The 15,901-nt window shown below is 40.8% G+C and carries 13 protein-coding genes, 2 tRNA genes and 2 pseudogenes; 10 read left to right on the plus strand and 7 right to left on the minus strand.

Features of this window, described 5'->3' with window-relative positions; all coding sequences use genetic code 11:
* The first annotated feature begins 163 nt into the window (after window positions 1–163).
* From AACQ83_RS16510 to AACQ83_RS16530, 5 genes are all read left to right on the plus strand, one after another.
* Window positions 164–787, plus strand: a complete 624-nt coding sequence (locus AACQ83_RS16510; protein WP_112878837.1) for a glutathione S-transferase family protein — start codon at window positions 164–166, stop codon at window positions 785–787.
* 90 nt (window positions 788–877) lie between these two features.
* The gene (locus tag AACQ83_RS16515; RefSeq protein ID WP_275658146.1) at window positions 878–1,546 is read left to right on the plus strand and encodes a 4-hydroxyphenylacetate 3-hydroxylase C-terminal domain-containing protein; all 669 of its coding nucleotides are present in this window, start codon (window positions 878–880) and stop codon (window positions 1,544–1,546) included.
* A 355-nt stretch (window positions 1,547–1,901) separates the two neighbouring features.
* Entirely contained in the window at window positions 1,902–3,470 is a 1,569-nt protein-coding gene (locus AACQ83_RS16520) for an alpha/beta hydrolase-fold protein (RefSeq protein WP_240000836.1), read from the plus strand.
* Between the two features lie 104 nt (window positions 3,471–3,574).
* Complete coding sequence (gene phoA, locus AACQ83_RS16525) at window positions 3,575–5,017, plus strand: alkaline phosphatase (RefSeq protein ID WP_112878838.1); 1,443 nt, start codon at window positions 3,575–3,577, stop codon at window positions 5,015–5,017.
* A 154-nt stretch (window positions 5,018–5,171) separates the two neighbouring features.
* On the plus strand, window positions 5,172–5,438 hold the full coding sequence (locus tag AACQ83_RS16530) for a DUF1435 family protein (RefSeq protein ID WP_112878839.1): 267 nt from the start codon (window positions 5,172–5,174) through the stop codon (window positions 5,436–5,438).
* A 52-nt stretch (window positions 5,439–5,490) separates the two neighbouring features.
* On the opposite strand, the gene AACQ83_RS16535 is transcribed toward AACQ83_RS16530, so the two are convergent.
* From AACQ83_RS16535 to rsmC, 3 genes are all read right to left on the minus strand, one after another.
* A tRNA-Leu gene (locus tag AACQ83_RS16535) sits at window positions 5,491–5,577 on the minus strand.
* A gap of 69 nt (window positions 5,578–5,646) precedes the next feature.
* Window positions 5,647–5,733, minus strand: a tRNA-Leu gene (locus AACQ83_RS16540).
* A gap of 328 nt (window positions 5,734–6,061) precedes the next feature.
* Complete coding sequence (gene rsmC, locus AACQ83_RS16545) at window positions 6,062–7,078, minus strand: 16S rRNA (guanine(1207)-N(2))-methyltransferase RsmC (RefSeq protein WP_112878840.1); 1,017 nt, start codon at window positions 7,076–7,078, stop codon at window positions 6,062–6,064.
* A gap of 129 nt (window positions 7,079–7,207) precedes the next feature.
* Here rsmC and AACQ83_RS16550 point away from each other — a divergent pair, with 129 nt between their 5' ends.
* From AACQ83_RS16550 to AACQ83_RS16570, 5 genes and pseudogenes are all read left to right on the plus strand, one after another.
* Complete coding sequence (locus AACQ83_RS16550; RefSeq protein WP_112878841.1) at window positions 7,208–7,621, plus strand: DNA polymerase III subunit psi; 414 nt, start codon at window positions 7,208–7,210, stop codon at window positions 7,619–7,621.
* Window positions 7,590–8,036 carry a ribosomal protein S18-alanine N-acetyltransferase gene (gene rimI, locus AACQ83_RS16555; RefSeq protein WP_112878842.1) on the plus strand — a complete coding sequence of 149 codons (447 nt, stop codon included), beginning with the start codon at window positions 7,590–7,592 and terminating at the stop codon, window positions 8,034–8,036. Before AACQ83_RS16550 ends, rimI begins: the two co-directional genes overlap by 32 nt.
* A gap of 157 nt (window positions 8,037–8,193) precedes the next feature.
* Entirely contained in the window at window positions 8,194–9,783 is a 1,590-nt protein-coding gene (gene prfC, locus AACQ83_RS16560) for a peptide chain release factor 3 (protein WP_112878843.1), read from the plus strand.
* A 361-nt stretch (window positions 9,784–10,144) separates the two neighbouring features.
* Window positions 10,145–10,522, plus strand: coding sequence for a BON domain-containing protein (locus AACQ83_RS16565; protein WP_112878844.1), 378 nt, complete (start codon window positions 10,145–10,147; stop codon window positions 10,520–10,522).
* A 180-nt stretch (window positions 10,523–10,702) separates the two neighbouring features.
* A pseudogene (locus AACQ83_RS16570) lies at window positions 10,703–11,620 on the plus strand (patatin-like phospholipase family protein); the annotation flags it as partial.
* Window positions 11,621–11,970: 350 nt separating this feature from the next.
* On the opposite strand, the gene AACQ83_RS16575 reads toward AACQ83_RS16570, so the two are convergent.
* From AACQ83_RS16575 to AACQ83_RS16590, 4 genes and pseudogenes are all read right to left on the minus strand, one after another.
* Window positions 11,971–12,657, minus strand: a complete 687-nt coding sequence (locus AACQ83_RS16575) for a hypothetical protein (RefSeq protein WP_240000837.1) — start codon at window positions 12,655–12,657, stop codon at window positions 11,971–11,973.
* A 542-nt stretch (window positions 12,658–13,199) separates the two neighbouring features.
* Window positions 13,200–14,222 carry a photopexin PpxB gene (gene ppxB / locus AACQ83_RS16580; protein ID WP_112878847.1) on the minus strand — a complete coding sequence of 341 codons (1,023 nt, stop codon included), beginning with the start codon at window positions 14,220–14,222 and terminating at the stop codon, window positions 13,200–13,202.
* Window positions 14,223–14,314: 92 nt separating this feature from the next.
* Window positions 14,315–14,725: pseudogene (locus AACQ83_RS16585) on the minus strand (fucose-binding lectin II); the annotation flags it as partial.
* A gap of 448 nt (window positions 14,726–15,173) precedes the next feature.
* Window positions 15,174–15,593: a hypothetical protein gene (locus AACQ83_RS16590; protein WP_112878849.1), complete on the minus strand. Its 420-nt coding sequence runs from the start codon at window positions 15,591–15,593 to the stop codon at window positions 15,174–15,176.
* Window positions 15,594–15,901 lie beyond the last annotated feature (308 nt).

Genomic DNA, 15,901 nt, shown 5'->3' on the forward strand with positions numbered 1-15,901 from the left:
GATATTTATTTTAAATTTCTGAAAATTGATGATATTTTCATTTATTTATCAGTATAGAGAGAAATTAAATTTTGATTCTCTATAACAGGGCAATATTTTAAATGCGAGTGATATTTTAGCAATTAAATTATTAAGCATTTGTCTTGAGGGGAGATATAGCGAGATGATCTACTTGTACACTGATAGTTCTCCAAATGGATATAAGATTACAATTGCTTTGGAAGAATTGGGATTGCCATATGTATTAAAGCATGTGCGAATTGATCAGGGTGAAAATAGACAGTCTGAGTTTTTACAGTTAAATCCCCACGGGCGTATACCTGTACTTGTTGATGAAAGTACGGATGTAACGCTTTTTGAATCGTCGGCGATTCTGCTTTATCTGGCTTCTAAAACTAACCAATTATTGCCGGAAGAATTTAAAAGCCGTTGGGAGGCGATTATGTGGTTAACGTTTCATTCTTCCAGCGTCGGGCCGATATTGGGACAACGGGTTCATTTTGAAATATTCGCGACTGAAAAAAATCATACGGCTATACAGCGCTATCGTCGCTTAACGGAAGAGGCTTTCTCTACGCTGAATAAACGGCTTAGTGATCGTCCCTTTTTGGCCGGAGATGAATATTCCATTGCTGATATTGCCAATTTTGGCTGGACCCATATTGCCAGAATTATTGATTTTGATTTTAGTCACCATGAATATCTAAGTGCATGGCATGAACGTATTGCCTTAAGGCCCGCCGTGCAACGTGGGATTATAATACCGGAGCCGGCGACCGGTCCTTAATGAGTTGATGGTTAAGAGAGAGATCACAGATACTCAGGCAAATTTACTGAAATCTTTTATTGGATCTTTGTTATTCAATCTATATTGACTATGCGGAAAATAAAAATGTTAGGTAGAAGCTCTGACCATGTTTCTTCTGGTATTACTGGAATGATGACTCATCTGGAAGTATTTGAGGAATATTCCAAGGACAGGGCTGAGGCGTTAAAAAATTACTATTCATATGTCCGCGATAACGATATTTATTTGGCTTTCACATTAATCAATCCGCAAGGTGATCGATCCAAAACACCCAGTGAGCATGTAAAAAACGTATTTTATACTCTTGGTGTATTGGAAGAAAAACCGCAAGGAATAATTGTTCGTGATGAGTACTATATTCCCAATCGATTACAACTATATGCTTGCCAGGTCTTATTACAATCAACTTATCCAAAGGTGATAGAAAACATCAGAAAACTCTCAGGGGGTGGTGTGATTATGTTACCGTCAAGCTATATTGACTTAGCAAATCCAGAAATTCGTGACTTGATAGAAAAAACGCAATATTCAACTTTGTTGGCACCCATTGAACGAGTAAAATTACTGAAATTAGTGTGGGATGCTATTGGTTCTGAGTTTGCATCACGTCATACTCAATATGAAATGTTTTATTCAGGTGCGCCTTTTATTGCTTTGTCTCGTGTTTATGAAAAATATGATTGGGATTTTGCTAAAAGTATGAGCAGAGGGATTTTAGACTCTATTGATGTGAGTTGAATTCTGTATTTAATTCGAATTCAGTTAATCAGTTTTATTTTTATCGAATGTGAAGAAGCGGGATAGATTATATCCCGTTTTTTGTTATTTAATCGTTTAAAAGATGAGGTGACTTGATTGATAGCATATTGAAATATTAAATTTTTTATGTGTCCATCTATAAATTATTTCATCTTGTTAGAGAGTTATTTTGCTGAAATATTTTGACATATTTATATCTTGTTTTTGAAAGTTAATACACAAATTATTCTATTAATAATAGTAATTGTTCTTATGCTTAAATAAAAATTTAGTGCATGATTTGCCGCGTCAAAAAATCGAATACCAACAATCAACAGTCAAAAAAGAGAATAAAATGAAAGTAAACATAATGATATGTGCTCTTATGGCTTCCTTTAATGTCTTTGCCTCTCAGTGCCACAAAATAAACTTTCAGGAAGATCAGCAAATAATAACCGGGAATTTTAATTCTCAAGGGGGAGCGTGTATTGAGTTTAATATTCAGCCTGAACATTATGTACGTGGATCGGCATTGGGTATGCGGAAGTTAGTCGCGCAGAAGGGTAATCAACAACATATTCGTACGCTTTTCACTGATAACCCGGTGGATGCTCGTCAGTCAATTGGCTTTACTGTTCCTCTGGCGGGAAAATACCGGTTGGCAGCTAGGGGCAACGCAGGAGAACCGTGGCAGCTTACATTGTCATTTCCATCTTATACTCCCAAGGATAATGATTATAGGCAGCAGCCAGAAAGCCTGCGTCTGAAACAACTTCAAACTGAAATTGCACAAGGAAAAGGCCCCGATGCCTTCTGGCGGGAAATAACTCGCAAGGGTGCGCCGTTGATTGAAGATTATGATGATAAAAATAAGCGCGTCACTTTCCTGTGGCGCGGCGCAAAAGCGAATGTCTTTATTCTGGGTGCACCGAGTGGCGATCATGATCCGATGTCACATTTAGCAGGTACTGATGTTTGGTTTCGTAGCTATATCGTTCCGTCAGACACCTTGATGCAATATAAATTGGCCCCGGATTTGCCGCGGATTGAAGGCTCGGCTGACGAACAGCGTAGGTCGATTTTGATTACTGCACAGGCCGATCCATTGAATAAAAATGTAGTACCGGTTGTATCCGAAGATGTGTTTAATCATGATTCATTGCTGGCATTAAGGCCGACTCTGTGTGATATCGCACAATTCAAGCAATTACCTTTTCAGGGAGCGACTAAACTTCATCAGCTTGAGAGCAGGATTTTAGGTAATAGTCGGGAAATTGCGATTTATCAACCGGTTACTCCGATGAAACAGCCTGCTATGTTGGTGCTATTTGATGGGCGGATTTACCGCAAACAGTATTATATTGATAGATTTTTCGATTCCCTGATTGAACAGGGCAAGATCCCGCCTATGTATGTGGTGTTTATTGATAGCTTGGATAGTGTACGTCGAGGTCAGGAATTACCACCTAATCCTAATTTTGCTGAATTCATGGCGAGTGAGTTGATGCCGTGGCTGGCGGCTCAGGGTATTAAAGCGCCGGCAGAACGCACCATTATTTCAGGTTCCAGTTATGGTGGATTAGCATCTGCATGGGTGGCATTTAATCATCCTGAGTTGTTTGGCAATGTTCTCAGTATGTCTGGTTCATATTGGTGGGCTCCTCAGGGAGAAAAGCCTGAATGGTTAATCCGTGAATTTGCCAAAGCAGAGAAAAAACCCTTGCGTTTTTACTTACAGGCGGGATTGTTCGAAACCCATGTGGGGGAATTGGAGGGCATTTTATATAATAATCGCCGCATGAAAGAGACATTATTACAGAAAGGTTATCCAGTTGAATCCAGTGAGGTTTCTAGTGGCCACAATTATATTTCGTGGTGTGAAACCTTGTACCATGGAACCCGATCATTGGTGGCGAAATGGTGAGTTAATTCTATTTTCTTCACATAATTGTCACATAGTTTATTTAGTATCCCTTTATCAGATAACGATGATTTTTATTCCGATTGCGTTTTAATAAGGAAACCTTAATGTCGAACAAGTATACGAAAAGTTTGGTTGTAGTCATGGTCTCAGCCTTAATTTCAGGTGTCAGCTTACCGGTATTGGCGACTGATGATCAAAATGCTAATCAAATTATGGCGGAAGGTCGGGCGGTGAAAGGTAATATTACGGAATTTGGTGGGGCTCGCCGTATGACTCAAAACCAGACTGAGGCATTAAAAGCAGCGATAAATAACCATAAAGCTAAGAACGTTATTTTGTTTATTGGTGATGGTATGGGGGATTCTGAGATTACTATTGCTCGTAACTATGCGGAAGGCGCGGGTGGGTTTTTCAAAGGAATTGATGCTTTGCCATTTACTGGTCAATACACTCACTATTCTCTGGATAAAAAGAGTCGTAAACCCAACTATGCGACTGACTCAGCGGCTTCTGCCACCGCTTGGGCTTCTGGTGTAAAAACCTATAATGGCGCGTTGGGTGTTGATGTATTTGGTAAAGATCACCAAACTCTGCTTGAGCTGGCAAAAGCGAATGGTAAAGCGACAGGCAACGTAACGACGGCTAGAGTGCAGGATGCCACGCCAGCGGCACAGTATGCGCATATCACTGACCGTAAGTGTTATGGCCCGCAAGAGACGGTAAAAGGATGTCCAACGGATGCGCTAGAAAATGGCGGGCGTGGTTCGATCACCGAGCAATTATTGGTGGCTCGTGCTGATATCACATTAGGTGGAGGCGCCAAAATTTTCTCCCAGAAATCGGTTGCCGGAGCTGGTAAGGATAAAACTCTGGAACAGCAGGCACAGGAACAGGGTTATCAGTTGGTCAGGGATGCTAAATCACTGGCATCCGTTACTAGAGCGAATCAGAAAAAACCGCTATTGGGCCTGTTCCATGAAGACAATATGGACATTGCTTGGGAAGGACCTAAAGCAGTTTATCACGGTAATATTGATAATCCTCCGGTGACTTGTAAAGTCAATTCGAAACGGAATCCTGATGCGCCGACGTTGGCACAGATGACGGAGAAAGCCATTGATCTGTTAAAAGAGAATAAAAATGGTTTCTTCTTACAAGTGGAGAGCGCTTCAATTGATAAGCAGGATCACAAAGCTAATCCTTGTGGGCAGATTGGAGAAACCGTTGTATTAGATGAGGCGGTGCAAGTTGGCTTGAAATATGCACGTAAACACGGTGATACATTAGTCATCGTCACCGCTGATCATGCTCACTCCAGCCAGATTATTGAAGCTCATATAAAATCTCCGGGGCTGACTCAGGCATTAATCACGAAAGATGGTGGGGTGATGGCGGTTAACTATGGTACTTCTGAGGGCAAAGAACAGGAGCATACAGGTACTCAGCTACGAGTGGCTGCTTATGGCCCTCAGGCAGCCAATGTTGTAGGTCTGACTGACCAGACAGATCTATTCTTCACGATACGTGATGCGATGAGGTTAAAATAATTCAGTCAGGTGGTGTTTTGAATAGTTGAGGAATAAAGAATTAAGGCCGGATATTCTCTGGCCTTAATTTGCCTTAGCAATTGCAACTGACTTGTACTTCACACTTTTTTGTATATGATATTGGTAATCATTATCATTTGACTGGGTGCAACTTATGATCAGGATTAAAGACAGAGAGAGATCGCTTTTCTGGCAGGGTATCACCAGTTTGTGGGGAATAGGTTTATCTAGCTTAGCAGGCATGCTATTCGTCCTCGTCAATCCTGGAATTGAGCAATTCAGAATTGGGGTAGTATTCGCGATGTTGCTGACGCTATTTATGCTGCTAAACCAGAAGTCACGCCATTTTCTATTAATACCATCTGGGTTTGCTGTGTTATGTGCCTTATTGGCTGGGCTACATCGGTTTGGCTGTTTTTGACGTTTTATAGCAGAATAAATGGAGAGAAGTTCGATAAGGAGAATAGACAGATTGGTGCGAAAGGAGGGACTTGAACCCTCACGTCCGTAAGGACACTAACACCTGAAGCTAGCGCGTCTACCAATTCCGCCACCCTCGCAGGTACTGTCATTTTACTTTTTATTGCCTAATTTAATATTGGCCGAATTCAATCAGCGGCTGTCTGATTTGGTGCGAAGGGGGGGACTTGAACCCCCACGTCCGTAAGAACACTAACACCTGAAGCTAGCGCGTCTACCAATTCCGCCACCCTCGCAAATTCAGACGCTATCAATCTGTTGATTGATAGCACGGAGGCGAATTCTAGAGATTTTGTAGCAGACGTCAATCATTATTTATTATATACCCGTTATTTTTCAAGTTGCCTCTTTGTTGGCTGCACTCGGTCACTCCGGTCACTCCGGTCACATAGTTACCTATGCTCCCGGGGATTCACTTCCCTTGCCGTCGCGATGCATCTTGAAATCCATAGGGTAGAGCGTTGCATGATTGACGTAAAAATCATCATCATTCTATTATTTTGTTATCCTATTATTTTGTTATCAAAAATGGCCTGCCCTTGAATCAAGGACAGGCTGAGTCAATTAGAATTTTTTTGTTGCCTGATAAACCTTGAATTTCCCCGTCTGAGCAATGACTTCATGAGTACCAAAAGTTTTATCCAGTAAATCGGGATAAGGTAGGAATGCATTGGCAACAATCCGCAATTTTCCGCCAGGTTTGAGGTGCTTGGGCGCTTGGCGGATCAGATCATCGGTTGCCAGTAAACTGGTTTTTAATCCTTCATGGAAAGGAGGATTAGAGATAATCCAGTCAAATTTATCTTCAAGATTGGAATAAACGTTACTGACAACAACATGACCTTCCAGTTTATTGGCTTTTAAGGTTGCTTTACTGGAGGCAATCGATGCTGCATTAACATCACTGAGAGTCAGTGCTAACTCAGGGTTTTTCTTACCCAGTACCGCTGCCAGAACACCCGCACCGCATGCGATATCCAGTAAATTGCCGGAGAGAGGTTTGTCAAAGGTAGAAAGCAATAAACGGCTACCAACATCTAGTTCATCCTGGCTAAATACCCCCGGTAACGTATTCACTATGACGTTTTCCACCTGATAACTGTTCCACCAGTTATCTTGTTCGAACTGCACTTCATGTTCTAACTGGCCGTAGAACAGGCTGCAACGACGGGCGCTATCGATTTTTCGAAACGTTGCCATGCCGTCCATCAGTTTGTCTACACTACGTACTCCGCTACGGTTTTCACCGACAATGAAAATATTGATGCCTTTTGGCAAAACAGAGAACAGGCTGCGTAATTGAAAGCGAGCTTCCTGCTTACTTTTAGGCCAGTAGTAGATCAGGGTGTCACAACCTTGGGTAAATGCTTTCTCGGCTACTAAGCCAAACCAGGCATGATCATCCAGAGTGCGGATCAGTGATTGCCAGTGATGATATTGGTTAGTGTGCACTCGTACACTGGCCGCATCAATTTGGGTTGCCAGTGTATCCTGAATATCACCGGCGAAGAGCAGGTGATGAGAGCTAAATTGCTCACGGTGACGTAAAATAACTTCACTGGCGGGGGTTAACGCAGACATTTGTCTATAAGCTCCTTCAATGGTTCTGTGCTCAAGTATCAGATAGTGATAAATCTCAACCCAATATTGGCGCAGATCGTGGCCTCTGATAACATGTTACCGATTATTTTTTACAGCAGGTAAATAGATATGGTAACCCGGCGCGACAGGTTATTAGCTCAATTGGGGATTACCCAATGGACCTTACGTAACCCAGCGGTTTTGCAAGGTGAATTAGCTGTTCACTTACCTGATACCACCCGTCTGCTGATTATTACCAATGACCACATTGATTTAACTAATTCATTATTAATGGATATTTTCACCGCTATGGGGTTGGATAAATCCTCTGTTTACTGCATTACAACAAATAATGTTGCGATGTTACTGGAACAGGTTAAGTGCCCATATTGGTTGTTAGGTGTGGATATTACACTATCATGGCCGGGAATTTCTTTGAGAAGCCCGGCATTAAATGATTTATATTGTGATGGACAGGCAAAACGTGCTCTCTGGCAACAGATTTTTCAACATGAACAACATTTCTCTATTAACTCCCGCTGATCTCCCGTCCGCTTTTCTGGTTGAGAAAGCCAGTCATGTGTTCCCGTGGAGTGAAAAAACATTTTTCGGTAATCAGGGGGAGCGGTATTTGAATTATAAGATAGTGATTAATGAACAATTTATTGGTTTTGCAATAACCCAATTGATATTAGATGAAGCAACCCTATTTAATATTGCTATTCATCCTGACTACCAAGGTAAAGGTTATGGTAAGGCATTATTAGCGTATTTAATATCAATTTTGCCGGGTAAAGGCGTGCATACCTTATGGCTTGAAGTCAGACAATCGAATCATTCTGCTATTAGGTTGTATGAACAATCAGGGTTTAACCAAGTCTCTGTTCGTCGGCATTACTATCCTACTGCGACAGGTAAAGAAGATGCCATCATCATGGCGTTGCCGCTGTTTTGCTAAATAAGTGCTATAAAATTGATTGATTGTTTATAACACCAATTTCAGCGAAAATGAGCGCCAATTTTTCATTCACCTACGGGTTTGGCAACGGTTCTCCTTGCGGGGACGCGTCTGATGTTGAGTACAAGCCCGTATATAAAGCAGAAGATTGTTATTGATGTCAAATTCCCCTTTTCAGCAGGAAGTCGCTAAACGGCGAACTTTTGCTATCATTTCTCACCCTGATGCAGGGAAAACGACGATTACTGAAAAAGTATTGCTGTTTGGGCAGGCGATTCAGAAAGCCGGTACGGTGAAAGGTCGTGGTTCAAACCAGCACGCGAAATCTGACTGGATGGAAATGGAGAAACAGCGTGGTATTTCCATTACCACTTCTGTGATGCAGTTTCCTTATCAAGATTGCCTGGTTAATCTGTTGGATACACCAGGGCATGAAGATTTCTCCGAAGATACTTATCGTACATTGACGGCGGTTGACTGTTGCTTGATGGTCATTGATGCCGCTAAAGGGGTTGAGGAGCGGACACGTAAATTGATGGAAGTGACCCGTCTGCGCGATACCCCGATTCTAACATTCATGAACAAGCTTGACCGCGATATCCGTGATCCGATGGAACTGATGGATGAAGTGGAAAATGAGTTGAATATCGCTTGTTGCCCGATCACCTGGCCGATTGGGTGCGGTAAGTCTTTTAAAGGGGTTTATCACCTCTATCTTGATGAAACTTACCTGTATCAGACCGGAAAGGGGCACACTATTCAGGAAGTCCGCGCAATTAAGGGGCTGAATAATCCTGAATTGGATGCCGCGATTGGTGAAGATCTGGTTGAACAGTTGCGTCAGGAGCTGGAACTGGTGCAGGGGGCTTCTCATGAGTTTGATCATCAGGCATTTTTGCAAGGTGAACTAACACCTGTATTTTTCGGTACTGCACTGGGTAACTTCGGCGTTAATCACATGTTGGATGGTTTGGTTAAATGGGCGCCTGCGCCGATGCCGCGTCAGACAGATGTTCGCGAAGTCTCCGCTCAGGAAGATAAATTTACCGGGTTTATCTTTAAGATTCAGGCCAATATGGACCCTAAACACCGTGACCGTGTGGCTTTCTTGCGTGTTGTGTCAGGTAAATATGAAAAAGGCATGAAGCTGCATCAGGTAAGAATTAAGAAAGATGTGGTGATTGCTGATGCGCTGACATTTATGGCGGGTGATCGCTCTCATGTGGATCATGCCTATCCGGGAGATATTATCGGTTTGCATAACCACGGGACAATTCAGATTGGTGATACCTTTACTCAGGGGGAAGATCTGAAATTTACCGGTATTCCTAACTTTGCTCCGGAATTATTCCGTCGTATTCGCTTGCGTGATCCTCTGAAACAGAAACAGCTCCTGAAAGGGTTGGTTCAATTATCTGAGGAAGGTGCTGTACAGGTATTTCGTCCACTGGCAAATAACGATTTGATTGTGGGAGCCGTTGGTATTCTCCAGTTTGATGTGGTTGTTGCCCGTTTAAAAAGTGAATACAACGTTGAAGCTTTATATGAGCCGGTGAACGTCTCAACAGCGCGTTGGGTTGAGTGTCATGATGCTAAGAAGCTGGAAGAGTTTAAGCGTAAGAGTGAGCAAAATCTAGCGCTCGATGGTGGTGATAATCTGACCTATATTGCCCCAACGATGGTTAACCTAAATTTGACCAGTGAACGTTATCCTGACATCAAATTCCGTAAAACACGGGAACATTAATATTTTTAAGGCTAACAACAAGTTAGCCTTTTTCTTTACAAAAATATATGTAACACAAGAATAATTTATAATTTAGTCGGGTAAGATCCATCTTATTTTATAGCGCTTTGCTTTATTTTCCTGTTACTATTTCCTTGGTCTTTGCTGTATTGATGTGCTTATTTCCCGATTTAGCCTCTCAGCTATTGGGAGTGATAACCTGTTTTTAATTCTAATGTAGATTGTGATTCTGCTTAGATTACGATTCTACTTAGGTACAGTACATTGTGTAAAAACACTTGTGTAAAAATGCCTTGTGTAAAAACGGTTTGAATGGCTTTATAGATTCAGAAATCTAACCGGCAATTAAGGAAGGTATAGGATGAAGAATGTTAAATTGGCTCACTTGTTGGTGGCTGTTGCCTTGGGTACTGCTGTAGTTAGCAATAGTGTACTGGCGGAGGAGTCTTTTAAAAATAAAGCGACACAAGCACTCGACAGTGCTGGTCAGAAAATCGATGATTCAATGAAAAACATCGATGGTTATATGGGTGATAGTGCTACCACAGCGAAGATTAAAAGTGAGTTGTTGGCAGCAAAAGGGATCAACAGTAGTGATATCTCGGTAAAAACAGAGAGGAGAGTCGTTTATATTTCTGGTTTTGTGAAAAGCGAGGAACAATCCAGAGAAATTATAGAGATTATCTCTAAAGTGAAAGGGGTCAAGTCGATCCAAAACGGTCTGACCATAAAAAAATAATATATTTTGTTATGAGTGGTTTTTTTCCATTCAGATAATTTTACGTTGTACTAACCGGATATGCGCCCTCACCAGGGGTACTTTTATCAAAATATTGACTACGTAGCACCATAATATAATGACGGATAATAACTTTCCAAGTTATGCTCTCTATCCGTCATTTATTTTCTTGGGGGCTGTGTGGGGAAACGTATACCGATAACGTTGGGAAATATTGATCTATTATCCTATAAATATAAGTCGTCTATTAAATCTGGAAAGGTTGCACTTGTTTGTGAAGGTGGGGGGCAACGCGGCATTTTTACTGCGGGTGTGCTGGATGAATTTATGCGTGTTGAATTCAACCCATTTGATCTACTGCTTGGCACTTCGGCAGGTGCTCAGAACCTTTCAGCTTATATCTGTGGACAGCGTGGATATGCCCGGCGAGCTATCAGTCGATATACAACTAATCCAGCCTTCTTTAACCCTTTGCGTTTTGTACGTGGCGGTCATTTAGTTGATTTAGATTGGTTTGTGCAGACCGCTTCGCAGGAACTGCCATTGGATATCCCGACAGCTTTACGCAAATTTGAGGCTGGATGTGAGTTTTATATGTGCGCATGTCGTTCAGATAATTTTGAACCTACCTATTTCCAGCCTGATGAGAATAACTGGCTGGAAGTGATTAAGGCATCAAGCGCCATTCCTGGGTTTTATCGCAATGGTGTGACTATCAATGATGTTGTTTATTATGATGGTGGTATCAGTGATGCTATTCCAGTAGAGGAGGCGTATCGGCGTGGTGCAGATACCATCGTGGTGATTCGTACGGTCCCTTCACAGCTCTATTACACGCCTGATTGGATGCAACGAATGGAACGTTGGTTGGGAGATAGCGGTCTGCAAAAGATGGTACGGATGCTACAACAACATGCGAAAAGCTACCACCGCACTCAGAAATTTATTGAAAATCCCCCTGATGATGTGCAGATTTTTGAAATTTATCCGCCTGCACCATTAACTGCCAGTGCATTAGGCAGCCGTTTGCCAGCACTTAGTCGGGATTATCACCTTGGGCGTCGTTGTGGTCGCTATTTCCTGGCGACAGTGGGTCACTTATTTGTTGGTAATAAGTTTAATCTTGGTGACTGCTCCTCATCCTATCGGGAGAGGCTTCCCACTTCAAAGGCAGTAGCTCGTGCATGACAAGTCTTACGCTGGCCTCGATGGGGTAACAACGTTGGACATTTCGCCCGCAACTTCGGATTAAAGAAGTTATCGAACGCGGTATTCCCGCCTGTTGCAGCGCGATAGAATCGTATTCTTCATCCCTCAGCCGGGCATCGAGCCCGGCGATAGAAAAGTTGAAGGCATACTGAATATCGATACTATTTTTGATGAAAATTATGTAGATACTTATGCCGCATTGGGCGAGCATTTGTCTTGAGCGATAAAGTGAATTGTTATTACCGCATCTTACGCCACAATGGCATGATATTGGTCAACACATCAGGGGGAGGGCAAGGATCATTCACCTTTGCCATTTTCCACAAACCGGTATGGCTTTTACGGGCAGCATTATTGGACATGAAGACTTGATATAACGAGCCTGTATCGCCGGCATGATTATGGGTATCAAGAAAACCTTTATTTCCCCATCGATTATAGAGGGAGATACTATCGCCTTCTCTGATGTTTTCATTTGGTGATGTGGTTTCACAATAAATAGCCCATTCTAATGTCGCTCTTTTGCGGATATCTGAGGTATAGACTTGATGTATTTCGGTTAATTGTTCATTTTGATCCACCACATCATAATATCGTAAATAACCGCCATCACAGTAATACAGGTTGTGAAGTAAAATAATATCATTATTGATTATTTCACTGCCGACAGATTTTCCTGTTGCTGATTCAATTCTCCAGGCGCCGCCATAAATAGCTAAAGAAGCATCTACGGTTACCACGCTATATTTTGTACCCGGCTTATTACCGTTGCCAAATACACTGAGATACCCGCCGCTCCAGTTCTTGTAGCTGTTTAATATTGTCACGGTATCGCCATATTTAAGTACATTATCCATCATTTCCTCGGAAAATATGTTATACCCGTCATCTTTCAAGTTGCCTCTTTGTTGGCTGCACTCGCTCACCCCGGTCACATAGTTATCTATGCTCCCGGGGATTCACTCCCTTGCCGTCGCGATGCATCTTGAAATCCATAGGGTATATTGCCTTTCAAACAACGGGTATTTACCCTGAAATGACTTTCCCTCCGATTATGCTATATGCTATTAGTGCATAACTTCTGGCATTATTTCAGGGTTAGGTTATTGTCATGAACAGGTTATCTCGCCTTTTATCTGATCCCTTGTGGACCTAAAATAGGGTTGAATTCCTGCACTGTTGAATATTCATAGCAATGGGAGATAGGAAAAGAAAAGATCAAAAAATTAATTTTTATCGGATAGGGATTATTTTGATAATGGTCTGGTTTGGCCTGTTTATTATGTTACTTGCAGATTGAAATCGTGTTTTATCTGTTTTTAGCTTTGTGCCATATCAATAAGGCCTGTATCGCCTTTACGATATATCTGCCGTGGCATACAGAAAAAAGCGGCATATTACCGCTTTAATTTACTGATAGATGTTATCTCTACAGGTGTTGCCAGAGTGGTATATTTTGGCTTTTGATTCACGCTTGTGACCAAATTAACACGACTATGCTGTCATCGTAATTATTATTGCCCCCATTGCTGGCGCCGATAATGGCTGTTCCCGGCTTTTCGTCAAGGGTGTTATAGGCGTAACGGAGTTTGCAGGGTTTGCCGTCGCCTATAATTTCAATGCAGACTTTTCCTGTGCTTGATGAGTAACTTTTAAAGCCCAACACACTACTGACACTTTGGTTGATTAATGTATCGACTAATTGATCGTCAATATACACTTTTATTGTCTGCTGATGAGCCGTATTACCATAGGCTGACAGGCTAAGCTTTATATTGTGAGGTAACTGGAAACAGTGTTTACCTTTGTTATTACTGCCACATATTCCGCCACAGCTTCTATACTCACTACCTAACGAATCGATATCAACCGATATGGCGGCTTGAATTTTTTTGAAGGTGACTCCGTTCCAGTAAGCTTGAATAAAGGAGGGTCCACTATCGATAACCTGAGATTTTGTATTGTATTGGATGTAATAACTATCTTTGAAAAAGTAAATAATAGAACCGGCGGTATTCTTCCATAAAATAACAGCATCGAGGTCTTCACTAAATCCTGCATATTTCCCGGTAGTGCCCCATCGGTCTGAAATAGTTTTTTTATTGATTGTGTGTGAACTGACGGTGTAATCGATGCAATCTTTGCCTTTAAAGAAACAGACAACATCTTGTTTTGTATCCACCCATTCTGTGGCTGCATCTATACCATTTTCAAATCCAGTGCCTTTCAATCCCGGCCATTCGTCAATGATGGGTTTTGGCCCATCAATCACCAAGGCTTTGGCTATATCGAATTTAAGGTATTGAGAGCCTTTAAAAAAATATAATGAGCCATTTAAATTAATCACATCGTCAATATCTTTTTGAAACTCGATAGGGAGACCAGGCCAATCGTTGCTGATAGATTGGGGATAGTCAGTGTCTGCTTTATCGTCTGAGTCGTTATATCTAATGTTTTCTGAGTTAAGAAATAGATAGGTCTTTGAATTCATTTTTTACATCCTTAATAATGGTTAATTTGAATGTCATTTTAATGTGTTTACTCGATTTTCTATTTTCAGATATCACAGCGATATATTTTTTCTCATGATAATGGCCAATTCAACACTACCACACTATCATCATAATTGTCATTGGAACCATTGTTAGCGCCGATAATGGCTGATCCTGGTTTTGTTTCGAGCGTGTTATAGGCATAACGGAGTTTGCAGGGTTTACCCTCTCCTATAATCTCGATGCAGACTTTGCCTGTACCTGATGTGTAGGTCTTAACATCTGTTATGTGACTTATTCCCTTACCGGTTAAGGTATCGACCAATCGGTCGTCGATATAGACATTGATTGTTTGTTGATGAACATCACTATTTACATAGGCGGTCAGGCCAAATCGAATACTTTGGGGTAATTGGAAACAGTGTTTACCGGTGTTATTAATCCCACATGCTCCACGGCATTTTATATTGATATCACTACCTAATACATTTGGATCAACTGACGATATAAGGTGATGATTGATAATTTTATATTTAATAATGTATTGATTTTAATTATATTTCTTGCAATTGATTAGATCGAAAAAATTGGACTGAATTCCCTCCAAGTGAGATCTACTATTTTGAAAATTTATTTAATACGTTGAATGGGGATTTCGAAAAATCTAAATTTTAATAACCAGTATATGGATAAATTAATAGGTTACTGGAAAGATAGTCATTTTTAATATAAATTTATATTATATATTGACACATTTAAACATATACAAAATTGAAATTCTATCATATAAAATAAAATTGATCACTGTTTTATGAATTGATAAAAATTATATTTCTGAGGCTAAGCCACCACTGATTTTTTCATTTATGAATATAAAATGTCGGTAGCGGCTTAACTCTAAGTTAATTCTACACACTGTGTATGACGCAGCATCTAATCATTGAAATTAATTAAACCAAGTGATTGCACTGAATAACCGCAGAGATAGACGCGTATGAATCGATATGTACTGTGCTACCACGTACACTACTCCATTGAGCTTTTATAATAGAGACATTAGACGCAAGAGAACAACGGGTGACCAGTGTGAATGGCATACGTCCATAGGATTCTGGACTCTTATTATTGTAAGTAAATCCACCGAAAGCCAATTGTTCGCCTTTATCAGTTACAATAATAAAGTTACCTCCAGGAAAATTGTTACCTGAAGCGTAGGGAGTTGGTATATTTAATGTGATTAATGCTGTTAAGCATGGTGAATTCGAATACTTTGAAACATTAAGTTCCAAACCAGGTATATCAACATAATTTTGGCTTGATGTTTGCAGGGGATTGCTACGTGGATCTATTGATGTAAAAACAATTGCCATAATTAATACTCCTAGGTTAGTTATTTTCGTTTTTTCTTATTTAGATCCCTCTATAATGCTTATCCTAATTTTTAATTTATACAAATCACCTTATCATAGGATTCTATTATTTATCTCTTTAAAAATTAAACAAACATCACTGTTTTTTATTAATAAAGTTCATGGCTCAATTAAATAGATAGGCAGATTCGACTAATAAGTGCAATTTTTCAGAAGGGCGGTCAGTTGCTATAGTAGGCATCTTTCTCGCCAAAGGAAAATGCACTATGGCCTATACACAACTGACCGAAACAGAAAGATACCAGATT

Origin of the sequence: Photorhabdus sp. S10-54, assembly GCF_963878145.1 — a bacterium.
Taxonomy (GTDB): Bacteria; Pseudomonadota; Gammaproteobacteria; order Enterobacterales; family Enterobacteriaceae; genus Photorhabdus; species Photorhabdus kayaii.